Origin of the sequence: Synechococcus sp. N32 (assembly GCF_900473895.1) — a bacterium.
Taxonomy (GTDB): Bacteria; Cyanobacteriota; Cyanobacteriia; order PCC-6307; family Cyanobiaceae; genus Parasynechococcus.
Genome location: NZ_UCND01000014.1, coordinates 1 through 26296 on the forward strand (window position 1 = coordinate 1; position 26296 = coordinate 26296).

A 26296-nucleotide genomic window follows, 5' to 3' on the forward strand; every position below is an offset into this window, starting at 1 on the left:
AGTTTCAGTCGGATGAGCCTTCCATCCAATGGTTAGGCAATGCCATTGGGCGCTGATCAGAAGCTGGCTCCTTACTTCCTCTGAGGGGTCAGTTCAGCGTTTTCAATTTCCACAACGTTTCAGCGATTCATTTGGTCGCTGCCATCGCCTCATCTGAAAAAGCGCAGCTCACGATAGGGGCGATGGTGTCTTTGGAGGTTCCTGTGCTGGGCATCTCCATCCAATGGCCTATCCACAGTCATTGGGGCGCTGTCCAAAAAAGCTGACTCCCTTTCTTTCCGGTCGGGGAGTCAGTTCAGCGTTATTTGACGGGTGGTGGGTTGCACACGAGGCGGGCAAAAAAAGGGGTAGGCCCCTCCAGCCATACCCCCTCATGCGCGACGCAATGAGGGCACCACAGCCTTCCCTAAGACATTGGTTTGGCGGGTGCCCATGTGTAACCCCCTGAACACAAATTAGGCATTAAGCCTTAGTAGGCCTTGGTGGGGACCATGCGAATCCAGGTGATGATCCACCTGGCGCGAGAACCACAGCAAACGCTCTGGGAGACGGAATGTTCGCGGGTTCCCTCGCCCGCGTCTCCCACTCATGCGATCAGGCAGCAGTGCCTCCCATGAGTTCTGACACGTTGGGCATGGGATCAGGCTGGCCATCAGCAATTGCGCGAGCGCGACGGTAAAACCAACTCTCCGTGTCCCCCTTGGCCTCCATGCTTTCGGCGATGTTCTTCCAGTTGTCGATTTCGGCTTGGTCCATGGGAAGCAAATAAAAAAATCTCCAGAACCCCTCAGAACTGGAGACCGTCCAACTGCCTGATGCAGCTCTGCATTCAGACCCGTTGAAGCTATGAAGTGAGGCCTGGGTGCGGAGGTAAGGATGACCGCTAAGCCTCCACAGATGAGCCACGCGGTGTCAAAAACGGGCATAAAAAAGGCGGGTCGTGCATTACCCGCCTGATCTGAATTCTCCAGTCGAGCTGTCCAGAGAAGTCGCAAACTCTGCGTGAAGTGAATGTAAAAAATCCTTTGGCACGACTGTGGATTCAGCAACCACGATGGGAATTAATACCCACTAGCCCTCGTTTCTCTTGAGCTTCTCGAAGGCCGCTAAAACGTTTGCAGTGGCTACCGCTTGGGACTCCCCAGTGTTCTGCATTCGTCTTTCGATGAGCCTCTCTACGAACTTCTGAGTGGCGTCCATTGGCTAGTTGATGGCGTGAACTACGAGTGCCAGGAGGAAGCCGATCAGCAGACCCTTAACGAAGGTGATCCAGAGCATTTGGTACTTACTCAGACCAAACCGCTGCCTGATCCGCTTGATGTAGGTCTTGTGCCAAAGCAGGACTGAGCAGGGCTGCTTCGCCTTCTTCGACTTCTTGGATTTCTTTGCCATCGATCAATGATGGCAGCACCTGGCAATACGACTCCGTTGTGCGGGTTCACCTATGAGCAGAACCCCCAGACTCACAGCTCTTCAGAGGGTGCGCTCCTGGGGCCAGTAAGCCCTGCCTGAGGCGACAGCTGCCGAGCACTTGGCATTGACCGAGGGTCACGTACCCGAAGTGATCGCAGGTGGCGACAAAAATCCCAAGCCCCCACCCTCTTCCAGGTCGCGGACGTGGACATCAGCGTTATCAACTCGATCAACGCTGACCTGGTTACCCACATCGCTCCAAGGGTCTGAATTGAAATTCCGCCTGTTAAGCCATCCAAGGATTTATAACAAGCCGAACCCTTTGTCTCAATTCGCCTAGTCGGGACTCATTTTGCTGCCTATCTGTTGGGTCAGCAGCGATCAAGAACATGAAAGGAACCAAGACCAGACTCACCACCGCTCCAGAGGGCTTCGAGTACTACAGGGTTTGCGACCAAGAAGGCGTCTGCCAAGTCGTCAGAGGCATGTGGGCAGCACAGCACCTCACAGAAGACATACGTGAACTGAGCGCCACCAAGACAAAGTATTCAGATGATTGGGTTTAGGACTCTGAACGACAACCCGTTTGCCCCCCCTACAGGGGCGTTCGCACCCCCACCCCAAAAAAAGGAGATTGAACAAGTCGAAAGAGCACTGGCAGCTCTGACGACCACCGAGGAAAGGCCCTGACCAAATCGACAGGACTTTGATCTTCGTGATGAAGAGATTCCTGGTGCCGTCACGCGCCGGAGTTTTTTTTCTTGCCCATACCAGCAATGAAACCCGCGCCGTTGGTGGCTCAGATGATCTCTTTACGGCCAGCCTTGATCTTGGCTTTGGCGGATACAAGACCAAAAATCAGAAGGATCAGAAGACCCGCATTCACGCCAACGAAAAACATTGTGTCCATGACTTCAAGATGGCTTTGCTCGTCATAAGGAAAGCGAGCAAAACAGCCCATCGGTCAAAAGACTCATTCAGCCCCGAAGAAAGAAGAAACCTTCGGCTGGTCTTGGGAGGTCTGGCGCGACCAGCTACAACTGTCAATCGCCGTTGACATCGCCGTCAGCGCAGTCCTTCCCCTGCAGCTGTTGCAAACGCGCCAAGAGCTCTGGATCACCCACAATCTGCCGGCGGCATCCGTCTTCACCCATGTAGGTCAGATGCCCATCGGCATCGATGACCAGGGCGGTCATTGGGGTAACTGGAGACATCTCGTCGATGGCGATGCGGTCCTTGTTCACATCCACCCAGTCTGCGTCCTCTAAGCGCACAAGCCCAAAGCCATGAACAAACCAGACAGTGGTGGCAGCCGCCTGGGCAGCGTTCCTTTATGAAGGGTGCGACGGACTGGCACCTTTCCAAACGCGTGACTGATCAACAAGGCAAAGACAGGGCCTACTGGATTGATGAGATCGCCTTCCTGGAGGCACGCTTGAACGGCAGTCAGGGTGACATCGACAGCGAAGACCGAGCGGCCTGCGAGGAAGCCCTCAAGGCAGCGAAAGCGAACTTGGCTGCCTCTCGGTGAACCCGGGGCTGACGGAAGCCCGAGCCACAACTAGGGTTTGAAGGTGAGAGGGAGACCTCTTCGGGCGTGGTTGCTTGATTTGGTGGGTGGTGTCACGACCTACTGCCTCTCTCACACCTCTTGATCAAGGCTGAACCAGGCCCCTCTCCTTGGCATAACTCTTGTAGTGATTGGGAAATTCATCGGCAAGCCGAGCAAGTACATCACTTGAAGAGCCCATTTGCTCGTTCACTTCATCAAAAACCGATGCAAAACAGCTCTCACACCTGATTTCAAGACAAAGCTCATCCCAGCTCGTGCCTTGTTTGTTGAAACTGGCCACAAGCTCTTTAAAGGTCACGAGCAACAAACTGTTCCACTTCGGACAAGTCTAAATCCAATGGCATCAATTAATTCGATGCCGAATGAAATCAGGATTGCCCTAGCCTGATGGCACATGGCTGTGATGAACCAACTTTCAAGGGATGAAACGATTGCTGCAGCTGCTTCGGCGATGGACTGGCCAACAGGAGAAACCCCCATTGCATACACCCGAAGAGTTGGAGTGCTTTAAAACAGATGCGATCGACAATCGCGGCAAGCACTACTGATGCAGGGGGCAACTGAACTGGCACTACTGGCCCTGGCGTTTGTCGGGCTTCAGCTCTGGTGGCTCAGCAAGGTCTTTTTGAATCGACCCCGGCAGCCAAGGCCACTGGGCAACCCCATGAGGGTGAATTCGCTTCAAAACGAGCGAACTGCCCTGCAAAAGATCTTTGATAAATCCTGAGAACCGCCAAACCTTGGGATCGAACTAGGGACAAACACCGATGCCTGATGCGATCTGAACAATCAGCGTGGTGCATCAGCAACAACAGCCATGGCACTGATTTGTTGTGCGCACTGTGGTCACATGCACTCGAGCCTGAGAGGGGACTGCCCCCAGTGCCATCAACAGAGGCGCCTATGGTCTCCCCAGGAATTGTCAGAACGAATCAAACCAACACCGATCAACACCAAGGAGTGACCAGCATGGCCTTTGAAGCCCCCCCAGCAGAGGGACGTCAGTGCATCAGCTGCGGTGACATCAAACCTCTGAATTTCTTTGGCTTGGATCAACAGGAGTGCCGGAACTGTGAATCAAGACGAAGCCAACAGGCCATCAAACAAAACGCCGATGATTCCGTCGAGGAGGCTTGAATCAAACCGAGCCTCAATGAGCATATGCACCAATGTGCAATTGATATCCATGGGCTATCACATGGGTAGCGTTGCAAAGAGGTGTCATGGGCAAGGTTCTTTCAGCAGCAAAGTGGTCGTTCGAACTACTTGGCCAACGCATCACTGCACTTCGTCTTAAAAAGAGCTTTTCAGAATCAAGGATTTACAGCGACTGGGCTTATGACGAATCACAGATGAAAGAGGCCGATTTTGGCAAGCGTGAGCAGAAATCTCATCTCGAATACGATTGCTGAAGCCATAAGCTGATTCATAAGAACCAAAAACAGCGGCTTAACAGGCATCCAACCAGAGCCTTGAACGGCGAATTGACCAGCCTGAGAGAAAGGTTGGCAATTTGCGTCCAAGTCTCCTAGAACGCTGTTCAGCATCGTTGTTGTAATGGCCTTGATTCCCCGCTGGCAGTTCATGACTGACAGCAGCAAAGCCATGGTGAAGCGATCTGCGATCACACTTGTGGTCGTCCTGATTGGATTAACACTGCTGCGCGCAATCTTTCCCTGGATCCTGCTTGGCCTTGCCCTTTATGGTGCTTGGTGCCTGTTGAACCGGAAATAACCGATGCGCGATGACTCAACCCAAGCCAGACGCACGCTCTATCTCTGGGCCCTTGGCCTCAACGTTGTCGCTTGGGGCGGATACCTCGTTCTAACCAAAGTGATGGGTATCGATTTTGAATCGATTCGGCAAGCCAGATTGGCTGGTTGAGGTCCCACCCCCCCCCAAGATCGATCTCACTGGTTCGACTACTGCGTTATTCCGAGATGCCCGGGTGACCGGATAAGAATCCTGATTCCCCTGGCACAAATCCACGCGATCGCGTCATAACCTCCTCTTAATGAGAAGACTACTTCGTGAATCGCCCCCTAACGCACGACTTCGAGGCTGATTCGTCCCCAAGGAAGAGGCGATCCGAGAGCTTGACCAGACAGAAAACGGTGCAGCGGATCTGCGGCCAGGCCCTTGTGTGGTTTGGAATAGCTGTTCTCGGGGTCTCTCTTTATAAATTCATCAGCGCTTTTTGGCTTGATGCTTCGCCTTGGCCTGAGTTGCAACTTGGTACAGCTGGCTTGATCTTGGTCGCGGTAGGACGAATTTTTCGCAACTCAGCATTCATAACAACACTGCTGTCGGAAAACAATCCTTCAGCACACGCACGACGAGCTTTTTTCATGCTCGCCCTTGCATCATTCCTCATCGGCTGCGTTGTTTTACTGAAACTTTCTGTTCAGGACATTTATCGCTACAAACGCCTGCTTGGCGAAGGAGGAATTCTCGAGTATTCACAAGCCCTGATTCTTTTTACATCCGCTTGGATCGGGTGGCTCATCTCCAAAGATTTCCGCCAGCGCTTGTCCATGCGCTTGCATTCAGTGGTTTACGCGATCATTGCTTTCGTGATGCTGTTGGTTGGCCTGGAAGAGATTGCCTGGGGGCAAATCCTGTTCGGCTGGAAAACACCGGAGAACATCGCTGCAGTCAACGCCCAAAACCAGACAACGCTCCACAACCTTGAATTCTTCCAGAATTACCTCGACCTCAATCTTTTCCTGGTTTCGGTCGTGCTTTTGGTGTTGGTGCTGTGGCGGCCTTCAATTCGAAAGATGCGCACAACGATCCTTGATGAAGGTCCGATTTCCAACAGCAACTTTTTCATTCCGCGATACTTCTGGCCCCTCTTCTTCTGCGCGGCATTTCTGTCTTACTTCGTGGCGACAGAGTCGGGAACGGAGCTTGTGATCAATATCGATCAGGAGTGGGCCGAATTTCTCCTCTATCTCGCTGCTGGTCTGAACTTATTGAGAACCTACATCCTTCTTGGCAACGCTCAACCGCAACCAAGCCACTGAACAACTGCTCAATGCGCCCGGCCTCCGCCTTGCCACTCTCCAAGCAAGGGGTTCAGGTGCAGATGCACAGCTGACCTTATCCAGCCTCAGCGGACTTGATCCACAGGGCACCAAGGGTATAAATCGTCTGGTGCAGACAAAAAAACCGTTCCGTCCCTGGAGCGGCTCAATAGCCAAGGCAATCCCCATCACCCGGCGATCTGCACCAATCTTTGATGCAATGAAAAAAATAATCACCAAACACCAGATGTAGTGGACGTCAACACTCACTTAAGACCCAGTGAACATGCGTGAAGTGGCCAGATAACGCAACAGCAGCACTGCATCCAGTGCAAGGGATCCCGCTTTGAGGCGACACTAAATCTGGAGCAGGAGGTCCAAACCCATCGGAATTGTGATGCTTCATGCTGAAGACATCCTTAAAGGAGAAGCCATGATTTCTGGCCCATCCTGCCCATTGCGGCTGGGAGTTCTCGATAGTCCCGACTATTGGACTGATGACGCACTGATGTCTGCAGTGCGTCCATTGAATCCAGAGGAACTTCACCACCTGGCCGTTGGATCCCAACAACGAAGGAATCAACAACGCGGTGTTCGCACCACCCGTTCATTCAATTCCGGCGGCTGAACGCAGCCAGGAGTTGATGAATCGGCTCGACAAGCTTGTCGACCCAGGTGCCTGAGCGCCGACCAGCAGGCCGCTGCAATGCCGAGGCATGCAGCATTGGCCCATTGGAGCCATACCCCTCAAAGGCAATCAAAGCGTCTTGAGCTCCCTGCAGCTCCTGGTCGATTCGACGGGAGGAGAAGCGGCTATGGGCTCGGTTTCGCGACGTTGACATGACTGGAGCGGTTGCACCTACATCCGGTCTGGCTACGGACCGAGCTGCTTGGCAGCAATTGGTGATGCTTCTTAGGAAGCCGAAGCACCACCCATTTACAAACCGTTACAAGGGCCTTAACATTTCGCAATCTGACTATGAGCAATGGCTTCTTCAACTCCCAACGACGACTGGTTCCAAAGCGCCGCAGCAGCTCAAATCCGCAGCGAGCGTTTCGAACGTGCAGAGCTCCTCAATGGCCGCGCCGCCATGATCGGCTTCGTGGTGGGCGTGCTGACGGAAGCTCTGACGGGGCACGGGATCGTGAGCCAGATCACCTTTGGCGTGTTCGGCTGCAACTGAATCGATCAGGCCAATGGGGCTGATCGTGCCATTGAAATCACGCGTTCCTCACCCCATTGGCCGTCGCCAAGCGCTGACAGATCACATTTTTTGGGTTGAAACGCTTGATGTTGCAGGCGTTTTGCGATAAAAGGTTATGAATCGGTTATGAAGAGATGAAGACAAGCACCGCCCATTCACGCCTCGAGTCCCTCCAGCTCGCCGCTGAAGAGTGCCTGACCCGCGATGAAGCTCAGAAGATCTTGAGAAAGGCAGACAAGGCCCACGCCAAGCTCGAGTCGTCCGCAGCCCCCTTCCACCGCCCCAAGAACTGACAGGCACCTCAAGCCCGTAGCAGACGAAGACATAAATCTGTTTAATCATTTGTCGGAGTGAGTCCACTCACTCCAAAGTCATCAGATCAACTCGGGATGATTGGGATCTCCCTTGAAAGGTCCTTGGATCCATGGGCTAATCCATCCGCCATAAAACTCTCCGGGCTGAGCAAGAACGTCCTCTCCTTGCAACCTGCAGCGATCCACGCGGCGGGGATAAACACTGATCCATCCGGTCAGGAGAGAGAAGGCCTCTGTTGGCTTGGGGTAACTCCAGCCGGCCCGAACACGGCGGTCGGTTCCATCAGCAGCACTCACATCCCAGTAAGCCGCCACTCCTTTCCATTCACAGAACGAAGGCCGTCCCGTGGAGGGGTGGAGCGTGCCGGGGCAAAACGCTGAAGGGTGCAGATAGATCGTGGGGGGGTGGAAGGTTTCACACACGCGCACATAACGCTGATCCAGGGCGATCTGCTGCCCTGCAATCCAGATCTCCACAGAACCGGACACAAGCTCAATCAGTGGAGGACGGGGATAGCTCGAAACCTTTTCAACAGGCCTCATCGCCTACCCCATGTCGAGCAGATAGTGCATGACGGCAACCCGGTGGGACACGGCAATGCCTTCGGGGGAGTCGGGACCGATCAACGCCTCGGGAACACGATGGATGCGCGTGAGGGGTTTGATCTCATAGGCCGTCCCTTCGGGAGCACCGGAACCGCGACTGCGGTCCCAGATGCCACTGGCGTCACCCTTGTAATGCCCCGCCACCTGCGAGAGGTGCGCATAGAAATTGGGCCCGATGCGACAGACCACGATGGCCAGACAGGCATCGAAATCGTCGGACGAGAGCACATTGATCCCATCACAGACAGCGCGTTCATCAACACCGAGCACCATGTCCTCCAGTGCTGTTTCACCCGTCAATTGCCAGCAACGGATGGTGACGGCGTCGTGTTGACTCACTTTCTGCGGGTGAGGTCGCCAAAATCATCATCGTTGGGCTGTAGGAACTGCCAAACAACAGGGACTGTTAAGGCGACCGTCAGGCCAATGGTGACCCAGATCGCTGTTGTGTAATCACCCATGCCATGTCCCCAATCCTGCGGACCTTAACCAGTCCGAGCTGAAGAAGCAGCGAACACGCCAGTCACACCTGGACATGCCTTTGCCACAACCTGCTCATCCTTCGCAGGGCCGCTGCCAGCACACTTGATCTGGGGGACGAGACACCCCTCACACACGGACCCAGGGCTTCCGGAACATCTGGAGGCCCTTTTCATCGCGCCTTCGTGAGTCCAGCACGCCTCATCATGGGATAATTAAGCAATCCTTAAGGGCTGCTCTATGGGTCACTTCGCTAAGCAGCTCAGCGTGCAGGAGATCAAGCAGGGCTACGCCCTGCTCAACCTGATGGAACATCTCGACCGCGAGATGGACCTGCTCAATCAGCAGCGCATCCGCGTTGGGCCAACAACCCAGGAAGGGCAGCGACTCACCCAGATCAAGCAGAGCCATCTGCGCAAACTGCAGAGCTGCATCAGCGAGCTGAACACCAGTGGCTTCAACGACTGGTTGCTGCACCAACAGCCTGCCTGACCCTTGAATGGGGCTGAGCCATCCCGGTTGAGACAACCCTTTGCCGCTGCCGGTCGTTTACCACCCGCACTACTCCGCGCCGCTGCCGAGCACCCATCGCTTCCCGATGGCGAAGTTCCGGCTGCTGCATCAACTCCTGCTGGAGCAGGGGGTCGTGCAGGCCGACGAAGTGCATCGGCCCCTGAGCATCGCCCGCAGAGATCTGGAGTGCGTCCATCCGCGCAGCTATCACGAAGCCTTCAGCTGTGATCGCCTGACCCGACCGGAGCAACGTCGCATCGGGCTTCCGGCCACGCGGCCTTTGGTGCAGCGCACCTGGCTTGCTGTGGGAGGCACCCTGTTGACGGCACGACTGGCTCTCCAGCGGGGCTTGGCCTCCCATCTGGCGGGCGGCACCCACCACGCCCACCCGGGCTTCGGCAGCGGCTTCTGCATCTTCAACGACTGTGCTGTCGCTGCTCGGGTGTTGCTGGGAACAGGGGAGGTGCGGCGAATTCTGATCATGGATCTCGATGTGCACCAAGGGGATGGTTCAGCGGCCTGCTTTCAAGACGACCCCAGGGTGACCACCCTTTCGGTGCACGCCGCCAGCAATTTCCCCTTGCGCAAAGTGGACGGGGATATCGACATCCCCCTCGCCGACGGCACCAACGACGACGACTATCTCGCTGCCATTGCCGACCGGTTGCCCGATGCCTTGGACACCATCGCCCCGGACTTGGTGCTCTACAACGCGGGCGTCGACCCCCATCGGGATGATCGGCTCGGCCGCCTCGCCCTCAGCGACGCGGGATTAAACATGCGCGATCGCCTCGTGCTCGATGCCTGTCTGCGCCGCAGGATTCCTACCGCAACAGTGATCGGCGGGGGCTACGACGCCCTCACTCCCCTGGTGCAGCGCCACGCCATCGTGGTGCGTGCTGCTGCCGAGCAGGCTCGCTTGTTCAACCTTCCATGACTGAGGGAATCCCCCCCTGGAGACCTCTGCTGCGCGCGGCCATGCAGCGGGAGGGACGCTCCGTTGCCGCCCGCTGGGTGCAACTGGCCACCACAGGACGCGATGGCGCCCCCCGGGTGCGAACCCTGGTGTTCCGCGGCTGGGCCGGTGCAGACCAGCTCGAACTGTTCAGCGATCAGCGCAGCGAGAAGGTGACGGAACTCGCCAACGATGGAGCCTCTGAACTGTGCTGGTTGTTCCCCAAAGCCCGCCAGCAGTACCGCCTGCGGGGAAGGGTGAAGCTGATCACAGCCACCGAACAACCTGAGCTCTGCCAGCAGCGCTGGCAAAAGCTCTCCGACACAGGACGGGCCGTCTGGGGCTGGCCCACCCCGGCGGATCCGCTGGACTCCACGGCGGCGTTCCCCGATCAACTGGCTGAAACTGCGCCGCTGCCAGAGCATTTCGTGGTGCTGAGGCTGCAGGTGATCAGCGTTGAGCGGCTCAACCTCGGCCCCCATCCCCATCAACGCACGCGTTGGAACGCGGACACGCTCTGGCAAGAGCAACCGCTGAACCCCTGATCACCACCATCGCTCAACGCGACCAACCGACGGTCGGCCCGGTTCACTGGGCACCGTCACCACCGACAGCCGCTGCAGGTCTCGGCGGTAATCAAAGCGGCAGAAGCCAACGCCCGTGCCGGAACAGGCCGAAAGGCTCTTGAGAGCTACAGAGGCCCAGCGCCGCTCCTCAGGCGTTGGCTTTTTTTCCGGCGCGGGACGCCAGCCATCGGCAATCAGGTGGCGATTCGCCTCAAGGATGGTTTGCCTGGCGCTGAGCTGCGGCTCAGGTCTGGCCAAGGCAGACCCGCCCACCAACCAGGGCAGCAACAGCGACAAGACAACACAACGGGCCATGGAGAGGCTCATCCCTCTCTGACCTAGCCATGGATCGGAGCGCTGACCACTGGGGTCAGCCTGCGGTGAGCTGAGCGAGGGGCTGAATGCTGAGGGCGATCACCACACTCACCACAACGCCTACGGCGGCTTTCCAGAGATCCGTGCCGATGACCTTGGCCAGACTTCCCCCCACCCTGTTGGTGAACGGCAGATCTGATGTTTGTTGCTTGATCCGCAAGGCCAACTCACGGCCGCCGATCAGCCCCAGAAACACCCAAGTGGTGCTGAGGGGGAAGCTGGAGATGAAGGCCTTGTAGAGCAGACAAAGGCCGAACAACAGATCAATCAGCGTGGCCGAACGCAAATCGGAGCTGTTGGTCTTGGTGCGGAGCACGGCCTGGATCGGCCCTCCACCGGTGGCCACCAGAACACAGAGGCCCACGCAGAGCACCAGCGTGCAGAGGAGCATCGGGACGAGGTCCAACTGGCGCGGCAGGAACACAAAAATGTTGGCCAGGTCCTGCACCAGCCACATGCACCAGAGAAAGCCGGTGGAGAACCACTGCAGGCCGTACCAAACCTTGCTGGGGTCTTTGCCGTCCTGGGAACGACAGAACACCCAGCACTCCAGCGACCACAACCCCAGGCCATAGGCCGCCAGACCCACGCCGAAGGCGAGGCCATACCCCGTCAGCGAACTGCTGAGCAGCGTGCCGATGTTGGCTGGCATGAACGATGACAACACCAGAAATGAGGTGCTCACCGGTGCTCCCCACTGGGTCAAGGCCACAACAGCGAGCGGTGGAATCACGTAGACCCAGGTGAACGACTCGGGCCAAGGAAACTCCTTGCCAGGAACACTGAGGCGGCCCCAGGTGGGATCACCGTTGTTGAGGAACCAGCCCAACAGCAGCACTCCACAGGTGACCGTGCAGATGAACAGCATCTGCACGGTCTTCGGCGTGCGCTTCCGGTTGGAGGAGAGATAAGTGCCGAGGGTCTGGAGCGAATCGTTCGCCACCACGGAATAGGCCGCCAGCAGGAATCCGACAAGCATCCAGATGCTGACGTCCATGAATCCGATCAAGCCGATGGTTTGCCTTCCTTCTAAGGAGCTCTAGGAGGAACGTCGGTGCTCCAAGCCACTCAGACGTGTCGTGATCAAGGAATGTTGTGTGGTCGACGGTGATGCACCACCGGAGCGATTCGACCACGAAAGTACGTTGACGGACGGATCGGTGTTTAGGGATACACAACCAAATGTCTTAAGAACGAACGGATTTGACCTCAGCCAAAGCCGAAGCCAAATCGCAGTTCCCGTCGGGCATCGCTCGGCCCGGCTTCCAAGCCCCTTAGCGGCTTGGCCCACGCATCATGAGCCGAAAAGAACGAGATTGCAGGACAGTCGGCGACGATTTTTCGACATTCACAAATTCCGTTCGAGACCGAATTTGGGACAGCTGCACATGAAGGCTCTCCCATCAGTTCACCACCTTCAGGCTGCGAATCCCAGTTGCCTTGACCCAACTGGCGAGCGCATCGATATCAGACCGCTCGGGAATGCAGATGCAACCCGTGCCGGGGTAACAGCGATGGATGCCCAGAGCACTTCGGGTGGTGTCGAAGCGAGGGGTCAGATCAAACCAGAGATCATGCCCCCACGGTTCCGGACGCCCCAGGCTGTACTCACCAGCGGGCAAAGGGGCTGCATTGCCGGGGCTCCAGCGGCGATCAGCACTCTGGCGCCGGGCCACACCACTGGCCGCTGGCCAGCTGGCCAGCAGACGCGGGCCGCGATGCAGTTCAACCTTCCAGATGCGGTTGCCGTCCGGGAACAGCTCAGCCGTACGACGGGTGCTGAGCTGCAGTGGGCCGCCCTGCAGCAGCGCTGTTGTAGGCCCCTGTTGCCCAGGGAGATCAGCGGCCGTTGCAGCGACGCAGCTCCCCAGCAGCAGAGGCACCAGAAGGGCGTGGCGCAGCATCAGGATCGTCATGAACGGTGCACCCACTTTGGGGCTGCCACGATGGCCTGCAGCAGACCAAGCCTTGGTGGACGTTCTCGATCTGTTTCCCCGCTCCATCCTTCGGGGCACCCTTCCGGATCCTCTGCTCCAACAGCTGACTGCGCTGAGCGAAAGCGTGCTCGCCCATCCCGAGTCCAGCCCCGATGCATCAGCGAAGCTGGCGGGTCAATTGCGTCAGCAGCGCGAATTGAGGCCTGATCAACCCGGCGTGCAGGAGCTCAGCAACAACCACCTGCTGCCGGCCTGTGATCGCTGGATCCGCCATGTGATGGACCGTCAACCTCCCCAGGGTCGCGGCCCCTGGGTTCCCGGTCGCTACCGCCTGCAAATGATTGATCTCTGGCTCAATTGCCAGACCGCCGGTGACTACAACCCCACCCACACCCATGGCGGCAGCTTCTCCGGAGTGATCTTTCTAAAAGTGCCACCGCAGATCACCGCCAACAGTTTTGATGGCCAACTCTGCTTCCACGGCCCGGAAGACTGGCACATTCAGTCGTTCCGCACCGGCATGGCGCACTACGTGCTGCCTGTGCCCGGAGAGTTCTATGTGTTCCCGGCCTGGCAACCCCATTCAGTGATGCCCTTCCGCGGGGACGGGGAACGCTGGTCGCTGGCGTTCAATGTGGTGGCGGCCCCCGGTGTTCCGCCCACAGCGATGCAGCAGCCCGCCCCCCAGCAACAACCCCTGGGCAACGTCTCGCTCTCGAGTCAGCGACCCACGGCCAAAGGATTCTGAGGAGAACTGTCAGAGTCGTCCGATTGCATCTGTTCAGGATTCATGGGTGACTCCGCGCCGCTCCAACAAGCCAAAGCGATTGCAAAGGCGCTGGAGCAGCTGGCCGACCAGCTGCGCCCTGAGGTGATTCGTGCAGCACGACTGGATGACGATGGGCGCCGCGATCTCGACCGGATCGAATACGCCCTCGGGACCATCGGCAAGGCCTTGATCCTGACGGACTATTCCATCGACGAAGAGAAGGACATCGACAAACTCAAGGCCTTCCGCGAGTCGCAGAAGGGAATGGGCTGAATTCAGATGCTGCTCCAGCGCAGCACCCGGTGTGGATCACTGCGTTGAAGAATCCTCATCGCTCGTCGGAATGGACTGCCAGCCGCTGCTCCAACGGGTTGGATCCTTGAGCTCACTCCAGAGCACCCGCTCGCGATGCGACGGTGCCAGCACAGCCGCCAACTCAACCCACCGCAGCGGACCACGGCCGCCTTGCGTGATCAGCTCGAAATGGCGGTAACCGGCCACCGGGCGCTGGCTGGTCCAGGCCCGGGCAGGACGCCAGGCCATCAGCTGGCGACGAACACCTGACTCACGGTGCTCTCAATCACGTGCCCCGAAGCCGCGATCATGTCGGTGTTGTCGGAGATGAATTGCTCCATCACCCCGGGGGCGGCTTGCATCACCGCGCAAACCTTGCTGGGGTCGTCCTTGCTGACACCCCGGTAGAGCGAAGTGATGCCAGCGATTTTCTGAAGCGGCAGGGATGCGTCATAGGTGGCGACCCATTCGGCAAATGACTTGGTGATGGTGAAGGTGAGGACGTGGGTTTCCATCGACCAGAACAACAGCGTCGGCGGACGCTATCACCAACGTTCATCGTCCTCATCGGCGACCGTTGGGATTCGACAAGGGACCTGATCCTGAGGGCAAGACAGCACTCTCATTAAGGCCTACTCTTGAGAATGAGCGAGGAGAAGTTGTGACATCGTCATCTGCCCCTGCCGCTACGGACACCACTCTGCAGCAGGGGCTGCATCAGGACGGCCGCCGTCTAACCCCGCAGCGCAAAAGGGTTCTTGAGCTGTTCGAGCGATGTGGGTCCGGCTGCCACCTCAGTGCCGAAGAGGTGCACCAGCAGCTGGCGGCCCTTGAGATGAAGGTGTCTCTGGCAACGGTGTATCGCACCCTGCGCCTGCTGGCCGACATGGGTCTGCTCCAGGAACTGGAGCTCAGTGAGGGGGGGCGACGCTTTGAGCTCGCCGTTGACGATCACCGCCAACATCACCATGTGGTGTGCATCCGCTGCGGCCGCACCGAGGAATTCGAAAGTGAAACTGTGCTGGCAGCAGGAGCTGCCGCCGCCGCCCATGTTGGTTTTCAGTTGATTGAATCGAGCCTGAACGTTCGTGCGATCTGCCCCAAATGTCAGGGATAGATCGCAACACCTGAATCATTCGGCGCGAAATTCCTTGTCGTAGAGATCAGCCACCAGAAGCTCAATCAGCTCGACTGACACCAGTTCCTTTTCCCGTCTCAAAGTGTTCAGCAAGATTTGCACTTGGCGGTGATGCATCAACGACACTTCACCCATCTCCAACCATCGGGCAGTGAGCAGGTTTTGAAGACGTTGGCGTGGCGACGATGGTGACATCAGATGCGCCCTGTTTCGCACACTGAAACCAGCAGCACAGCCCCTGAAAAGGTGTGAGCAACACAAGTCTTCCGAAGCTTTTGTGAAGCGGACGAGCGGGCTGCTTACTGAGGATGCTCGTTGCAGGGCATCCAGTAGCGATCGCCCATGCGATGCACACCCTCACAACCCAATTGGCGCGCCTGTTCCTCCGCCTGTTCGCGACTGGGATAGGCCAGATAGCGGGGGTTGGTGGTGGAGCGGATCTGAATCAAGCCCATGCTCATCGGGCCGGCCGTGATCACCCCCATGGTGTTCACACCAACCGCCACCAATCCCATCCCGACGATGGCGGCATTAATCACGCCCATCGCAACTACACCAATCGAAACCACACCCATCGGCACCACACCGATGCAGATCACCCCCATCGGCACGATGCCAATGGAGATGGTGCCGAGGGGAGCCACGCCGATCGCGATCCGCTTCGGCTTGCTGCCGCAATGCCCGCCTTCAGTCATGAATCAGTGAGCCCCGTGGTGGCCTGCATCACCGTGCTTGTCGCAGACCATCCACATCTCGCCCATCTGGTGAGCCCCCGTGCAGCCAAAGCCTGGGGCCGCCGCCTCAGCTTCAGCCTGCGTTTTGAACACCGCCTGCTTGGGCTTGCCGTGGGATCCGGCCATGGCCGTTGTCGCCGTGAGCATCAACGCGGAGACAGCAAAACAGATGCGTTGCAGCGGCATGGCCTCTTCACAGATCCACCCACTATGCCCATAACGCGCTGATCAGCCCTGAAGCGCCCCGCCACAACTTGAGCCGGCGCCAGCGGTGCAGCCGAAACAATGCGGGGCCGTGTGGATGGGCTGATCCAGAGGAACGGCCTCAAGCTGGATCAGATCACGAAGGTGACGCACCTCACCGGGGCAGGGCAGGCCGAGCTGCTGATTGAAATCACAGTCGTAGAGATGGCCCTGCCAATCCACACTGATCAGCTGACGGCACATCACAGCCCCCAAATTGTCCGGGTTGTGCGCATCCTCAAGAAGGGTCTGATAACGCTGCAGATCGCCACTGCGTTCCAGTTGCTTGGCGAAACGTTGGATGGGCATGTTCGCCAACGTGAGCAGACGATCGAAACGGATTCCCAACCCGCCCAACACCTTCTTGTAATCCGCCTCCAAGGCTTGCTGGGGAGGAGGCAGCACCGGACCCAGCGGGTTGTAGACGAGATCCAACTGCCGGTTTGGATCGCCCGTTCCATAGCCCAGGGCATTGAGCTGGCGCAGTCCGCTGATGCTGCGCTCAAACACGCCATCGCCCCTCTGTTGGTCAACGTTCTCGGCGCTGTAACAGGGCAGGGAGGCGGTAATGCAAACGCCCTGCTCCGCCAGGAATTGAGCCAGATCGTCCTGGCCGGGTTCGCTGAGGATCGTGAGATTGCAGCGGTCAATCACGGTGGTGCCGCGTGAACGTGCCTGGCGCACCAACGCGCGAAAACCCGGGTGCAACTCTGGTGCTCCCCCCGTGAGATCGAGGCAGGGAATGGAATGCCGTTCAAGGATCTGCGGAATCAACGCCAGCAGATCCGCACTCATCATCTCGGTGCGGGTGGGCCCTGCATTGACATGGCAGTGGGCACAGCTCTGGTTGCAGCGGTAGCCGAGATTGACCTGCAACGTTGTGAGCTGTCCGCGCTTCAGGGGCGGGAAAACGGTCTCAACAACAGCCACCGGCTCCATGCGGATGAGGCTGATTCTTCCAGACAGAACATGTCCTGCCGAAAGGAACGGATGCTCCCGCTGCTGAGCAGCTGATCAACCCACCCGGCGACGCTCAGAAAGCTGACGGAACCAGGCGATGTACTGCTCCGGACCATCGGGCATGAGCGTGTCAATCCGCAGGGGATCCTCCGGATCGGTGATGCCTCGCAAAGTCCCATCGGCATGGCTGGGGCGATCCACCTCTCCATGGCTGCTGTCAACAAGGACAACGCGATTGGATCGACCGCACCAGGCACCGAGGTCCTGCAGCAGGTTGAGGAAACCGCGATCACTCCCACCCCGTAACCAGCCCGTGCCATCAGTCGATGCCGTGGATGTGACCGTGTCTCCCACACCCACCAGCAACGGCATCCGTTCCGAGGGGATGCGCTGCTGCACCAACGCCAACAGCGCTTCGGGATCGTGGGGAGCCGTTCGCACATTGAACGTCTCACCCAAGGGAGATTCACCCCAACGGCGCTGGATGTGCTGATTGAGCAGCACCAGAAGGCCGGCCTCCTTGATGGAGCCGGTGAGCATGAATTGAATGTCGGTGGTTCCCACATCACCTGCAGCAGCGGGCTTGATCCGTTCATGACCTTGCGCATCACGGCCCAGGTTGGGAGCCACATGCAGGAAAAACGATTCCTCCAGGCCCTGGCCTGCAGCCTCAGCCAGCAACTGATGCATCAGCTCCGAGAGCATCGTCTGCAGGGCCTGCTGAGTGCTGACATCAGCGGGGACAAGTTCAAAAATCCCGTTGAGATTGATGGTGGGTGACACCTGGGTGTCCAACACCGCGGCTTTGGCCACCTCGGCCAGATCATCCACACCCAGCTGCGGCAGCAGGCCCGGCAATCGCTCCATCAGGAGAGCTTCCATTCGGGTGGGGGCTGCAGCGAGGAACGCCATTTCCGCCGGCGAGACCCCGGGGTGGCTCAGGTCGCCAAAGCGATCCTGCAGCTGCACCCCTCCAGCCGCCAGGCCTGGCAGATAACGGCCCTCATGTCTGGGGAGATCGGAATTCCCCAGGGCCTGCTCCACGAGGCGGTTCACCCCGCGCCGCCCTTCATGCTCACCGTTGGTCAACACAGCAAATTGACCATCCAGAGCGGCGACCGCATCCACATAGGACGGGTCCATGCGCCGCGTCAGTGGATCCTTCACCAGTTGCATGCAGACGCCGTCAAGGTCCTGCACGATCAGCAGATCCTCAGCACCGCTGAGCTCCTGCAGCAACTGGTCGGGCGTCAAACGGGGCATGGAGGTTCAGGGGAGGTCGCTGCAGCCGACGGAACAGCGGTGCACTTTCATCGCGCAACTGATTAGTGCCAAACCCGTAAGAAGTCCAGTGGGGGGAGGCAGTCAGAAGCACGGATGACAAGCGAAACACCGCAGCCAAGCCATCCGGCCAGCGAACATGACGGCCTTGATGCTCCTGCCATGCACCCCACCTGGACCGAACAGTGGTGGCCGATCAGCTATGTGCAGGACCTCGACCCCAATCAGCCGAGCCGGTTCACACTGCTGGAACGGGATCTGGTGATCTGGTGGGATCGCGCCGCATCGAGCTGGCGGGTCTTCCCGGATGTCTGCCCCCACCGTTTGGTGCCCCTCAGCGAAGGGCGGATCAACGAGGAAGGGCTACTGGAATGCCCCTATCACGGCTGGAGTTTCGACGGCGGCGGCCAGTGCCAGCGCGTGCCGCAGGCTCTCGAGAACACCCAGCCCAACAACCGTCGATCCCGCTGCGCCAGCCTTCCCACAGCCACGGGGCAGGGGCTGCTGTTCGTGTGGATGGGGGCCCCCGATGCCGCAGACCCCAGCCAGCTCCCCCTGGTGCCAGCCCTGGAGGAGAACCCCGACAGCTGGACGGTGCAGGACACCTTCCGGGACCTGCCGATGGATGCCGTGACCCTGCTGGAGAACGTGCTGGATGTGAGCCACGTTCCCTTCACCCACCACAAGACCGTCGGCAAACGGGAGAACGCCGCGCCGGTGGAAGCTTCCATCACGGGGGAAGACGCCGGCGGCTTCACGGCCCACTGGGAGGAGGGGCCGCGTCGGGGCAAACTCGGCGCCCAATCCACCACCTTTCATGCCCCGCAGCTGATGTGGCATGACCTCACCGCCAAGGGCTTCGGGCGAATTCTCACGGTGGTCTACGCCGTTCCGATTCGCCGCGGCGAGTGCCGCCTCTTCGCCCGCTTCCCCTTCCAGTTCCAATCCGTCGTCCCCCGGCTGCTGATCGGATTAAGGCCCCGCTGGTTGCAACACATCGGCAATCACAAGGTGCTGGAAGACGATCAGGTGTTCCTGCACTGGCAGGAGCGGGTGCTGGAGCGAGCCGGCGGCAGCCCCGCCGTGGAACGCAGTTTTTTCATGCCCACAACGGCAGACGTCTACGTGGCGGCTTTGCATCGCTGGTTGAACGCCAACGGCGGCGAGCCCTTTGCAGGACAACCCCTACCTCCACGGCAAAGCACCACGGCGCTGATGGATCGATACAACAGCCACACCATCCATTGCCGCAGCTGCTCGTCGGCGCTGAAGCGGATTCGTGCGGCACGCCCCTGGGCCTGGGCCCTGCTCTGGGGATCCGCCGTGCTTGTGGGCATCCAGCAGGGCAGCGGCTGGAGCAGCACAGGCTTGGTCACTGCCGCACTGTCGGCCGTGGCACTGCGGCAACTCAACGGCTGGGAGCAGGGTCTGACCGTCGGCAACGGCCAGGCCCCCCGCAACCGCTGATCAGAGCCCCGGAACAGGAAGCAAGGTCGGCTTGACCTTGCCCTGGATGTCGACCTTGCCGCCGATGGTGACTTTGTTGTCGACAGACACGTCTGCCCATACCGCAAGCGGGTCTTCCGCTGTGACGGACACAGCTCCTTCAACCGCCAGGGGCGCAGCGCCACCAATGGTGACCTGCTCCTGCACCACGACCGGCAAAGGGGTATCGGAGCGGATGGTGACACTGGGCGGAAGCACCAACTTGTCGACCTGCAATCCGCCCTTGATCGCGATGGGGATGGGCCGACTCAACAGTTTGGCGGCCGTGACCGCCAGAACCAGGCTGGACAACACAACCGCTGCAGGCCAGCGATACGCCATCAGCAGATCACGGCTGGTCACAGGCCTCTGGGCAATGATTTGAACGCATTACAGCGTGTTTGACCCGGTCCTGCCCGTGATGACGCCCGCACAGCCACATCAGGCCGCTATCGACGAGATGTTTTTGCGTGCACGCCGAAGCAAAAGATTGACATGTCACATGCCCAACACAACGGGATCCCCATCAATGCGTCCAACAAGGCATCCAAATTGCGGGCAACATTGACATCAAACCCAATCAGAGCTTGCACCACGCAACGTCACTGGTTCATCCCAATGGATAGCATGGAGAAAGTTAATAGTCAGCGATGACGCTTTATCTCTACGGCGGCCCCAAGACTCGTGTTTCAATGCCGAAATGGTATTTAGCAGAAAAAGGAATTCCTTACGAATACGTCAACATTGACCTGGCAGCTCGTCAAAACCTTGCAGCGAGCTACCTGGAGGTCAATCCTTTCGGCAAACTGCCTGCCCTCAAAGACGAAAGCAGTGGTTTGGTGCTGTTTGAGTCGGGCGCCATTCTTCAGTATTTGTCTGAGAATTACGCCAACGAAGTCCATGACGCTGCAACACGCGCCTCGATCAGCCAGTGGATTCTTTTCGCCAACTCCACACTGGCAATTGCTTTGTTCGTTCCCTCCAATAAGGAGCGGGAGTTCCCCAGACTGATGGCAACTCTGAATGACATCTACGCCAAGAAACAGTTTCTGGTGGGGGATTGCTGGACCGCAGCAGACTGTGCAGTCAATGCATACCTCGGCTATCTCCCCATTTTCTATCCCAACGAAGACCTCTCCGCTTATCCCGAAATCCAGGCTCTCAATGAGCGAACACGATCCAACCCGAATTACAGAACAATCATGGGCCTTTGAATCATTCAATTGCCGTTGAATTTCACGTCTTTCTTTCATTTAATTTCCCGCCCTGCTCGATGCTTCCAACTCCGCATCACCCAAGGGACTGGTGTCTGTCTGCTGTGAGCAGTCCTATTGGGAACGCTGCTTAGTCTTGCCGGCATGCGCAATTCCTTCTTCGATCAGAGCCTCGACGCCGGCGCAATCCGTCGGCGCGTGCAGGAGCTCTCGACCGGCAAGGTGGGGTTCTACAGCGTCGGGCTTTATCCAGCCTCGCTGGCCTACAACTGCGCCATGCAGAACGCCAAAGGGCGTCTGCTGCTGGCCCCTCGCCCCGGCCGGGACCTCCTAGGAGCCTTCCCCCAGGAGACGATTGCAACGATGGACGATGAGCACGTGGAGACCGTGCTCAACATGGGCGGCCAGCGCATCGGAGGTGAGCTGGTTGCCAACACCCTGAGCGATCTGATCCAGCGCTGCGAGCTTGTGGTGCTCAGCGCCAACAGCAATCACATCGAAGAAGACCTCCAGGAAGCCTGCCGCCTGCGCAAGGAGCTCCATCGGGAGCAGGTGGTGCTGGCCTGCCTGGCGGGATCCTTCAGCCATGACCCGATCAGCAACAGCGCCTATGTGCTGTGCGAACAACAACCCGAGCTCGCCTTCTTCTCCGGCTTCCACCGCCATGGGGCTCTGCGCAACCCCTTCGACAGCTTCACCGCCAATTTCTGCCATCCCAATGCCCTGACGGCCATGTTGGGGGCTCAACTGATGGATCAACTGTCCCCGAACATCCAGGTCTCCGCCGGTGTTCACAACGTGGAGGGGCAGTTCATCAAGGCCGCCAAAAACATGGCCTCGGTGTTCGCCGGTTTCGGCTACGGCTTCCATCAGGACAATCCCGGGGTGTTGCCAACGCTGCTGACCCTGCTGCTGAACCAGTGCCTGGACCAGGCGGCCACCGTGTCGATGGCACGCCCTGACCGTCAACGGCTGTACCACCGGCAGCCCTTTCCGCTCACGGAACTGGGCTACGCCGTCCCCAGGATTGAATCCACCCTGGTGCGCGATGGCGACTTTGAGCGGGTGCGGGACCACACCTTCAGCCAACTCACGGCGATGGTGGCCGATGTGCGCGGCAGCATGATGCTGCCGGTCTCCGGAAGCCCCACCCGCAACTTCCAGGCCGGGCAAGTGATGGCCGAGGCGATGCGCGATCAAGGCCGCTGCCCCCATTCCATGGAGGAATTGGAGCAGTGGTGTGAAGCCGCAGGCCTGCGCAAGGGTGGACTGGAGGGGCTCAAATCCCTGCGGTACTGGCCTCAGATCGCCCGCAAGTACGCCATCCCAGCCAACGACGCCTCGATGGTGAACCTGCTGTACATGGCGATTTACGGGCGGGCAGGCGTGAAGGAGACCGCCTACCGGGTGATGACGGAAAGCCGTGAACTCTCCAGTTACTGCCAGGAATCCGTGCGGCCCAGCCACAGCCGTCGCTACGCCGAGGCACTTCAGAACCTCGATGTTCCCAAAGCCCTCGAGCTGGTGGTGAATGCCGTGATTGCCGACAACGCCAATCAGGCCATGGGCAGCAAGATGGCTCTGAACGAGAACGGTGAGACCGGGGCACCGGCCTACCTGGAGCTCATGGATGTGATCGAAAGCCAGCTCGATGCCTGAGTCGGCTGTGGTTCTGCACACCTGAACGGGGCAAGGCACCGGAAGAACGGCAAGGTGCCATGTGAGACCCATGCGACCGTTCATGACCGAGGCCCTGGAAGCCATCGCCGATCGCTTCCATCCTCGTAAGGGGATCAAAGCCATCCGTTCCCTTGGTTCGGGCAACGTCAACGAAACGTTCCTCGTGACCCACGAGGGACGGGACGGCGCGTTCGTCATGCAACGCCTGAACACAAACGTGTTCGATCGGCCTGACCTGGTGATGCAGAACCTGCAGGCCCTGGGCGACCACATGGAACGCCGTCTCGCCTCTCCACCCCCACAATTGAAGGGGCGGCGCTGGGAAGTGCCCAGGGTGGTTCCCTGTCGGCGAGAGGCCTCCCCCTGGATCGAACAGAACGGAGAGTTCTGGCGCTCGATCACATATATCGGTGCGGCGACCACCAGCGATGTCATCCGGGACAGTGCCCATGCCCAGGAAGTGGGCTACGGGCTGGGAATGTTCCACCACCTGATCAGCGATCTGCCCATCAATCAACTGGCGGACACCCTCGAGAATTTCCACGTCACGCCGGCCTACCTCCAACACTTCGATGCGGTCGCCAAAGCCACAGACCGCCTTGGGCCTGCCGAACGTGACGCCTGCGCGTTCATCGAGGCACGTCGTCAGGGCGTCGATGTGCTGGAAGCAGCGCTCAGCCGCGGTGAACTCCATCACCGACCCATCCATGGGGACCCCAAGATCAACAACGTGATGATCGATGAGGACAGCGGCCAGGCGATCGGTCTGATCGATTTGGACACCGTCAAACCAGGGCTCGTTCACTACGACATCGGCGACTGTGTGCGCTCCTGCTGCAATCCAGCCGGTGAGGAAACCCTTTGCCTCGACGATGTGAACTTCGATATGGAGCTCTGTGAGGCGATCCTCACGGGCTATCTCTCCGTTGCTGGTGGGTTCCTGAGTGACTGGGACCTGCACTATCTGCCCCACTGCATCCGCCTGATCCCCCTGGAGCTTGGCCTGCGCTTTCTCACGGATCACCTGGAGGGCGATGTGTATTTCCGCTGCGATCGACCTGGGCACAACCTGCAACGGGCCCTGGTGCAGTTCCGACTTACCGAAGCGGTGGAGCAGCAGTTCAACGCGCTGGAGCAACTGGTTGCGCGGCTGAAGCAGCAGCCAAGTCCAAACCTCTGAGATGGCGCGTTCTGCCGTGATGCTGCGTCAGGCCTGCCGCCTGATTCCCTTTGAACGGTCCATTCCAGCTGGGGTCCAGATCAGCGCTGAGCTGGTGTGGAGGCGCGAGGGTTGGCTGGAACTCAGCTATGGGGTTCTGGCCCGCGCGGCCAAGGGCATTGGCGTCCTGAAGCTGCCGGCAGGGCTGAACGATGGGCCCCAACAGGGGCAGCGCAAAGATGAGCTCTGGACCACCACCTGCTTTGAAGCCTTCATCGCTGCCCCCGGGGAGCAGCGTTACTGGGAAGTGAATCTGGCTGCCAATGGCGATTGGGCGCTCTATCGCTTCGATGGCTACCGCAGTGGACAAACGCAGCAGGAACTGAGCACACCCCCAACGGTGCGGCTGCAACGTGGGTTGCACCAACTGCGGCTCGACGCCCATATTGCATTGGAGCCCTGGTGGACACCAGACGTCTGCCCGGACCTGGCACTGACAGCCGTGATTGACCGTGGACAGGAGGGGCTGAGCCATTGGGCCCTCCGCCACGGCCCCAAGGCCGACTTTCACGACCGCAGCACCTTTCTTGCCGCCTGAACCGCACCGGTAGGGTCGACAAAGCGCCCCTGCCCCACCATGCGCAGCCGCAATGTGCTTGTTGTCTCGGCCATCACGGCAAGCCTGCTGGCAGGGCTGTGGCTGAGACCCAAACAGCCGCAGGCCGCAGCCGAGGCCATTGTTTCCAAGCAAGCTACTTCCAAGCAGGCTGTCAGCAAGCCAGGGGTGAAATCACCTGTGCTGCTTCCTGCCCAGGCCAGCCAACCGACAACCAAAGACGGCCGGCAGTACCCCCTTGTGCCCGCTGAGCCAGCCGAGCTGGCAACACTGCTGGCGGCCGTTGAACAGGCGCTGAGGGATCCCGCCACAGCGGCCGAGGCCCTGCCCGATCTTGGCCACCAACAACAGGTGATCTACCGGGTCTTGTCGACGGACCAACCCAGATCTCAGCAGGTCGTTGACGCGTTACCCCCGCGCTGGCGCAGCGTGGCGGAACGCCACCTGGCAGCACGGCGTGAATTCGTTCGCATGAGCCGCGGCCGTGGACCGACGATGCTCCCCGCCTGGCGGATCATCCAGCCCGAACCAGCGACGAATCTGCTCAGCTATTACCGCAAGGCCGAGGCAGCGACAGGAATCGAATGGGAGGTTCTGGCGGCTGTGAACCTCGTGGAAACCGGCATGGGACGCATCGATGGCATCTCCGTGGCCAATGCCCAGGGCCCGATGCAGTTCCTGCCCACCACCTGGGCAGAACCGGGGATTGGCGCCGGGAACATCCGCGATCCCCACGACGCCATCCAGGCAGCAGCGCGTTACCTGGTGAGGCGGGGCGGACTGCAGGACATTCGCCGCGGCCTCTGGGGCTACAACAACAGCGATTACTACGGCCGCGCCGTGCTGCTCTATGCCTCACTGATGAAGGAGGACCCTGCGGCCTACACCGGCCTGTATCACTGGGAGATCCACTTCAATGCAGCGGCCGGTGATCTTTGGCTGCCGGTGGGTTACAACCAACCGCAGCGCGTCACGGTTGAGCAGCATCTGCAAGCCAACCCAGCCAGCAGATCACCAAACGGGTGAGCATCGACACCTACGCTGAGACCTGGCGTGATCCAGGAAGCGGGTGTCCAAGGAAACCTCCCATCGCGGTGATGAACTGAAGGGTCTCGGCTGGTCCGAGGCGGATGTGGCTCGCTACGTCGAGCTGTGGGAATACCGGCAGCGCTGGGGGGCCATGAATTTGGAACGGGAGGATCGCCTGTTCCTGCGCAAAGCCGAAAAAGCTCTGCCGGCGATTGTGACCGGACGGGCCGCCGCCAAGAAATCCATCAAAGACAAGACCTACTACCGCTGGCTGCGCTTCCATCTCGATGCGATGACCGAAGCCGAGGCGGGGATGGGCCTTGGCGACGGTGAGCGCGGAGCATGGCCGGTGCTGCTGGAGGCTGAACTCCGTTTGCTCGACCATTACGAGCCCGTGCTCGGCTTGCCCGACACGTTGAAAGCCAAAGCCCTCAGCCCTGTGCGTGAAAAGCTCACGGCCCAAGTGGCTGCTCTCGGCAACACCAAGGCCTACGACTTTCAGGCGCCCCTGATTGCGCTGAAAGCAGAAGACAGCAGCAACCGCTGGAAGCATCTGCGCGAGGTGGATGCCAGTGATCGCACCTATCCCCTGCTCAGCGCCGATGGCGTGGCTGGATTCCGCAGCGAAGCGCACCGCGATATTCAAGAGGTGATCCGCAACACATTCCCTTCTTTGGCGGAAACCGACAAACCCGAGCTCTCTGACGACTAGAACTGGGGCAGTGGCCCCG

The 26296-nt window shown here is 59.2% G+C and carries 40 protein-coding genes; 22 read left to right on the plus strand and 18 right to left on the minus strand.

Annotated elements, in window-relative coordinates; all coding sequences use genetic code 11:
- Positions 1 to 1203: 1203 nt before the first annotated feature.
- Positions 1204 to 1392, minus strand: coding sequence for a hypothetical protein (locus tag DXY35_RS07205; protein WP_115081747.1), 189 nt, complete (start codon positions 1390 to 1392; stop codon positions 1204 to 1206).
- A gap of 225 nt (positions 1393 to 1617) precedes the next feature.
- Between DXY35_RS07205 and DXY35_RS07210 the strand changes: the two genes are divergently transcribed.
- Both DXY35_RS07210 and DXY35_RS12425 read left to right on the plus strand, forming a co-directional pair.
- Complete coding sequence (locus DXY35_RS07210) at positions 1618 to 1683, plus strand: hypothetical protein (protein WP_371681757.1); 66 nt, start codon at positions 1618 to 1620, stop codon at positions 1681 to 1683.
- 448 nt (positions 1684 to 2131) lie between these two features.
- Positions 2132 to 2470: a hypothetical protein gene (locus tag DXY35_RS12425; protein ID WP_137006724.1), complete on the plus strand. Its 339-nt coding sequence runs from the start codon at positions 2132 to 2134 to the stop codon at positions 2468 to 2470.
- Here DXY35_RS12425 and DXY35_RS07215 read toward each other — a convergent pair.
- Positions 2457 to 2657, minus strand: coding sequence for a hypothetical protein (locus tag DXY35_RS07215; RefSeq protein ID WP_244273002.1), 201 nt, complete (start codon positions 2655 to 2657; stop codon positions 2457 to 2459). The genes DXY35_RS12425 and DXY35_RS07215 overlap by 14 nt on opposite strands.
- Positions 2658 to 2782: 125 nt before the next feature.
- Here DXY35_RS07215 and DXY35_RS07220 point away from each other — a divergent pair, with 125 nt between their 5' ends.
- Positions 2783 to 2944 (plus strand): hypothetical protein, encoded by a 162-nt coding sequence (locus tag DXY35_RS07220; RefSeq protein ID WP_232202457.1) that lies wholly within the window; start codon positions 2783 to 2785, stop codon positions 2942 to 2944.
- A gap of 124 nt (positions 2945 to 3068) precedes the next feature.
- Here the strand turns inward: DXY35_RS07220 and DXY35_RS07225 are convergent, their stop codons facing one another.
- Positions 3069 to 3284 carry a hypothetical protein gene (locus DXY35_RS07225; protein WP_114987852.1) on the minus strand — a complete coding sequence of 72 codons (216 nt, stop codon included), beginning with the start codon at positions 3282 to 3284 and terminating at the stop codon, positions 3069 to 3071.
- A 925-nt stretch (positions 3285 to 4209) separates the two neighbouring features.
- Here DXY35_RS07225 and DXY35_RS12430 point away from each other — a divergent pair.
- The 4 genes from DXY35_RS12430 (at position 4210) to DXY35_RS12435 (ending at position 6265) form a co-directional block, all read left to right on the plus strand.
- Positions 4210 to 4398, plus strand: a complete 189-nt coding sequence (locus tag DXY35_RS12430; protein ID WP_136975384.1) for a hypothetical protein — start codon at positions 4210 to 4212, stop codon at positions 4396 to 4398.
- Between the two features lie 172 nt (positions 4399 to 4570).
- Positions 4571 to 4720, plus strand: a complete 150-nt coding sequence (locus DXY35_RS12675; protein WP_170952030.1) for a hypothetical protein — start codon at positions 4571 to 4573, stop codon at positions 4718 to 4720.
- A gap of 362 nt (positions 4721 to 5082) precedes the next feature.
- Entirely contained in the window at positions 5083 to 6012 is a 930-nt protein-coding gene (locus DXY35_RS07245) for a pectate lyase (protein WP_137006725.1), read from the plus strand.
- Positions 5981 to 6265, plus strand: a complete 285-nt coding sequence (locus tag DXY35_RS12435) for a hypothetical protein (protein ID WP_137006726.1) — start codon at positions 5981 to 5983, stop codon at positions 6263 to 6265. Before DXY35_RS07245 ends, DXY35_RS12435 begins: the two co-directional genes overlap by 32 nt.
- A gap of 358 nt (positions 6266 to 6623) precedes the next feature.
- On the opposite strand, the gene DXY35_RS12440 is transcribed toward DXY35_RS12435, so the two are convergent.
- Positions 6624 to 6854 (minus strand): hypothetical protein, encoded by a 231-nt coding sequence (locus tag DXY35_RS12440; protein ID WP_115010180.1) that lies wholly within the window; start codon positions 6852 to 6854, stop codon positions 6624 to 6626.
- Positions 6855 to 6998: 144 nt separating this feature from the next.
- On the opposite strand from DXY35_RS12440, the gene DXY35_RS07250 reads away from it, so the two are divergent.
- Complete coding sequence (locus tag DXY35_RS07250; RefSeq protein WP_115010181.1) at positions 6999 to 7196, plus strand: chlorophyll a/b-binding protein; 198 nt, start codon at positions 6999 to 7001, stop codon at positions 7194 to 7196.
- A gap of 155 nt (positions 7197 to 7351) precedes the next feature.
- A complete protein-coding gene (locus DXY35_RS12680) occupies positions 7352 to 7510 on the plus strand; it encodes a hypothetical protein (protein ID WP_170950551.1) in 159 nt (52 codons plus the stop codon).
- An 81-nt stretch (positions 7511 to 7591) separates the two neighbouring features.
- Here DXY35_RS12680 and DXY35_RS07255 read toward each other — a convergent pair whose 3' ends face one another.
- From DXY35_RS07255 to DXY35_RS13190, 3 genes are read right to left on the minus strand one after another with little or no spacing between them, the layout of a single operon-like run.
- The gene (locus DXY35_RS07255; protein WP_115081753.1) at positions 7592 to 8074 is read right to left on the minus strand and encodes a DUF427 domain-containing protein; all 483 of its coding nucleotides are present in this window, start codon (positions 8072 to 8074) and stop codon (positions 7592 to 7594) included.
- Positions 8075 to 8077: 3 nt separating this feature from the next.
- Entirely contained in the window at positions 8078 to 8476 is a 399-nt protein-coding gene (locus tag DXY35_RS07260; RefSeq protein ID WP_115081754.1) for a hypothetical protein, read from the minus strand.
- Positions 8473 to 8598, minus strand: a complete 126-nt coding sequence (locus DXY35_RS13190) for a hypothetical protein (protein ID WP_006850800.1) — start codon at positions 8596 to 8598, stop codon at positions 8473 to 8475. Before DXY35_RS13190 ends, DXY35_RS07260 begins: the two co-directional genes overlap by 4 nt.
- Positions 8599 to 8857: 259 nt before the next feature.
- Here DXY35_RS13190 and DXY35_RS07265 point away from each other — a divergent pair, with 259 nt between their 5' ends.
- The 3 genes from DXY35_RS07265 to DXY35_RS07275 are packed head-to-tail and all read left to right on the plus strand — an operon-like array spanning position 8858 to position 10630.
- Positions 8858 to 9109, plus strand: a complete 252-nt coding sequence (locus tag DXY35_RS07265) for a hypothetical protein (RefSeq protein ID WP_115081755.1) — start codon at positions 8858 to 8860, stop codon at positions 9107 to 9109.
- A gap of 40 nt (positions 9110 to 9149) precedes the next feature.
- Positions 9150 to 10067: a histone deacetylase gene (locus DXY35_RS07270; protein WP_115081756.1), complete on the plus strand. Its 918-nt coding sequence runs from the start codon at positions 9150 to 9152 to the stop codon at positions 10065 to 10067.
- Entirely contained in the window at positions 10064 to 10630 is a 567-nt protein-coding gene (locus DXY35_RS07275) for a pyridoxamine 5'-phosphate oxidase family protein (RefSeq protein ID WP_115081757.1), read from the plus strand. Before DXY35_RS07270 ends, DXY35_RS07275 begins: the two co-directional genes overlap by 4 nt.
- Here the strand turns inward: DXY35_RS07275 and DXY35_RS07280 are convergent, their stop codons facing one another.
- From DXY35_RS07280 to DXY35_RS07290, 3 genes are all read right to left on the minus strand, one after another.
- Positions 10631 to 10978: a hypothetical protein gene (locus DXY35_RS07280; protein ID WP_244273004.1), complete on the minus strand. Its 348-nt coding sequence runs from the start codon at positions 10976 to 10978 to the stop codon at positions 10631 to 10633.
- A 43-nt stretch (positions 10979 to 11021) separates the two neighbouring features.
- Complete coding sequence (locus DXY35_RS07285; RefSeq protein WP_244273006.1) at positions 11022 to 12023, minus strand: hypothetical protein; 1002 nt, start codon at positions 12021 to 12023, stop codon at positions 11022 to 11024.
- Positions 12024 to 12429: 406 nt separating this feature from the next.
- A complete protein-coding gene (locus DXY35_RS07290) occupies positions 12430 to 12942 on the minus strand; it encodes a hypothetical protein (protein ID WP_244273008.1) in 513 nt (170 codons plus the stop codon).
- Between the two features lie 55 nt (positions 12943 to 12997).
- On the opposite strand from DXY35_RS07290, the gene DXY35_RS07295 reads away from it, so the two are divergent.
- A complete protein-coding gene (locus DXY35_RS07295) occupies positions 12998 to 13711 on the plus strand; it encodes a putative 2OG-Fe(II) oxygenase (protein WP_115081914.1) in 714 nt (237 codons plus the stop codon).
- A 42-nt stretch (positions 13712 to 13753) separates the two neighbouring features.
- Positions 13754 to 14005, plus strand: a complete 252-nt coding sequence (locus tag DXY35_RS07300; protein WP_115081759.1) for a hypothetical protein — start codon at positions 13754 to 13756, stop codon at positions 14003 to 14005.
- Between the two features lie 36 nt (positions 14006 to 14041).
- Here DXY35_RS07300 and DXY35_RS07305 read toward each other — a convergent pair whose 3' ends face one another.
- Together DXY35_RS07305 and DXY35_RS07310 are read right to left on the minus strand one after the other, a co-directional pair.
- Positions 14042 to 14275, minus strand: a complete 234-nt coding sequence (locus DXY35_RS07305; RefSeq protein ID WP_115081760.1) for a TIGR02450 family Trp-rich protein — start codon at positions 14273 to 14275, stop codon at positions 14042 to 14044.
- Entirely contained in the window at positions 14275 to 14541 is a 267-nt protein-coding gene (locus DXY35_RS07310) for a DUF3764 family protein (protein ID WP_115081761.1), read from the minus strand. Before DXY35_RS07310 ends, DXY35_RS07305 begins: the two co-directional genes overlap by 1 nt.
- Positions 14542 to 14687: 146 nt before the next feature.
- Between DXY35_RS07310 and DXY35_RS07315 the strand changes: the two genes are divergently transcribed.
- The gene (locus DXY35_RS07315) at positions 14688 to 15143 is read left to right on the plus strand and encodes a Fur family transcriptional regulator (protein WP_115081762.1); all 456 of its coding nucleotides are present in this window, start codon (positions 14688 to 14690) and stop codon (positions 15141 to 15143) included.
- A gap of 15 nt (positions 15144 to 15158) precedes the next feature.
- On the opposite strand, the gene DXY35_RS07320 is transcribed toward DXY35_RS07315, so the two are convergent.
- The 5 genes from DXY35_RS07320 to stpA form a co-directional block, all read right to left on the minus strand.
- Entirely contained in the window at positions 15159 to 15359 is a 201-nt protein-coding gene (locus DXY35_RS07320; protein WP_244273010.1) for a hypothetical protein, read from the minus strand.
- Positions 15360 to 15463: 104 nt separating this feature from the next.
- Positions 15464 to 15859, minus strand: a complete 396-nt coding sequence (locus tag DXY35_RS07325; RefSeq protein ID WP_115081764.1) for a hypothetical protein — start codon at positions 15857 to 15859, stop codon at positions 15464 to 15466.
- Between the two features lie 3 nt (positions 15860 to 15862).
- Entirely contained in the window at positions 15863 to 16084 is a 222-nt protein-coding gene (locus DXY35_RS07330; RefSeq protein WP_115081765.1) for a DUF3721 domain-containing protein, read from the minus strand.
- Between the two features lie 42 nt (positions 16085 to 16126).
- Positions 16127 to 17080 carry an arsenosugar biosynthesis radical SAM (seleno)protein ArsS gene (gene arsS / locus DXY35_RS07335; RefSeq protein WP_115081766.1) on the minus strand — a complete coding sequence of 318 codons (954 nt, stop codon included), beginning with the start codon at positions 17078 to 17080 and terminating at the stop codon, positions 16127 to 16129.
- Positions 17081 to 17155: 75 nt separating this feature from the next.
- A complete protein-coding gene (stpA, locus tag DXY35_RS07340; RefSeq protein WP_115081767.1) occupies positions 17156 to 18364 on the minus strand; it encodes a glucosylglycerol 3-phosphatase in 1209 nt (402 codons plus the stop codon).
- A 180-nt stretch (positions 18365 to 18544) separates the two neighbouring features.
- On the opposite strand from stpA, the gene DXY35_RS07345 reads away from it, so the two are divergent.
- Positions 18545 to 19849, plus strand: a complete 1305-nt coding sequence (locus tag DXY35_RS07345) for a Rieske 2Fe-2S domain-containing protein (RefSeq protein ID WP_115081916.1) — start codon at positions 18545 to 18547, stop codon at positions 19847 to 19849.
- Here the strand turns inward: DXY35_RS07345 and DXY35_RS07350 are convergent, their stop codons facing one another.
- Positions 19850 to 20230: a hypothetical protein gene (locus DXY35_RS07350; protein WP_244273012.1), complete on the minus strand. Its 381-nt coding sequence runs from the start codon at positions 20228 to 20230 to the stop codon at positions 19850 to 19852. It lies immediately after the preceding gene.
- Positions 20231 to 20517: 287 nt separating this feature from the next.
- On the opposite strand from DXY35_RS07350, the gene DXY35_RS07355 reads away from it, so the two are divergent.
- The 6 genes from DXY35_RS07355 (at position 20518) to DXY35_RS07380 (ending at position 26277) form a co-directional block, all read left to right on the plus strand.
- Positions 20518 to 21081 (plus strand): glutathione S-transferase family protein, encoded by a 564-nt coding sequence (locus DXY35_RS07355; RefSeq protein ID WP_115081768.1) that lies wholly within the window; start codon positions 20518 to 20520, stop codon positions 21079 to 21081.
- 144 nt (positions 21082 to 21225) lie between these two features.
- A complete protein-coding gene (locus DXY35_RS07360) occupies positions 21226 to 22740 on the plus strand; it encodes a hypothetical protein (protein WP_115081769.1) in 1515 nt (504 codons plus the stop codon).
- Positions 22741 to 22822: 82 nt separating this feature from the next.
- Positions 22823 to 23941, plus strand: coding sequence for a phosphotransferase enzyme family protein (locus DXY35_RS07365; RefSeq protein ID WP_115081918.1), 1119 nt, complete (start codon positions 22823 to 22825; stop codon positions 23939 to 23941).
- A 1-nt stretch (position 23942) separates the two neighbouring features.
- A complete protein-coding gene (locus tag DXY35_RS07370; protein WP_115081770.1) occupies positions 23943 to 24518 on the plus strand; it encodes a DOMON-like domain-containing protein in 576 nt (191 codons plus the stop codon).
- 39 nt (positions 24519 to 24557) lie between these two features.
- The gene (locus DXY35_RS07375) at positions 24558 to 25562 is read left to right on the plus strand and encodes a lytic transglycosylase domain-containing protein (protein WP_115081771.1); all 1005 of its coding nucleotides are present in this window, start codon (positions 24558 to 24560) and stop codon (positions 25560 to 25562) included.
- A gap of 43 nt (positions 25563 to 25605) precedes the next feature.
- On the plus strand, positions 25606 to 26277 hold the full coding sequence (locus tag DXY35_RS07380; RefSeq protein WP_114987875.1) for a hypothetical protein: 672 nt from the start codon (positions 25606 to 25608) through the stop codon (positions 26275 to 26277).
- Positions 26278 to 26296: the final 19 nt, after the last annotated feature.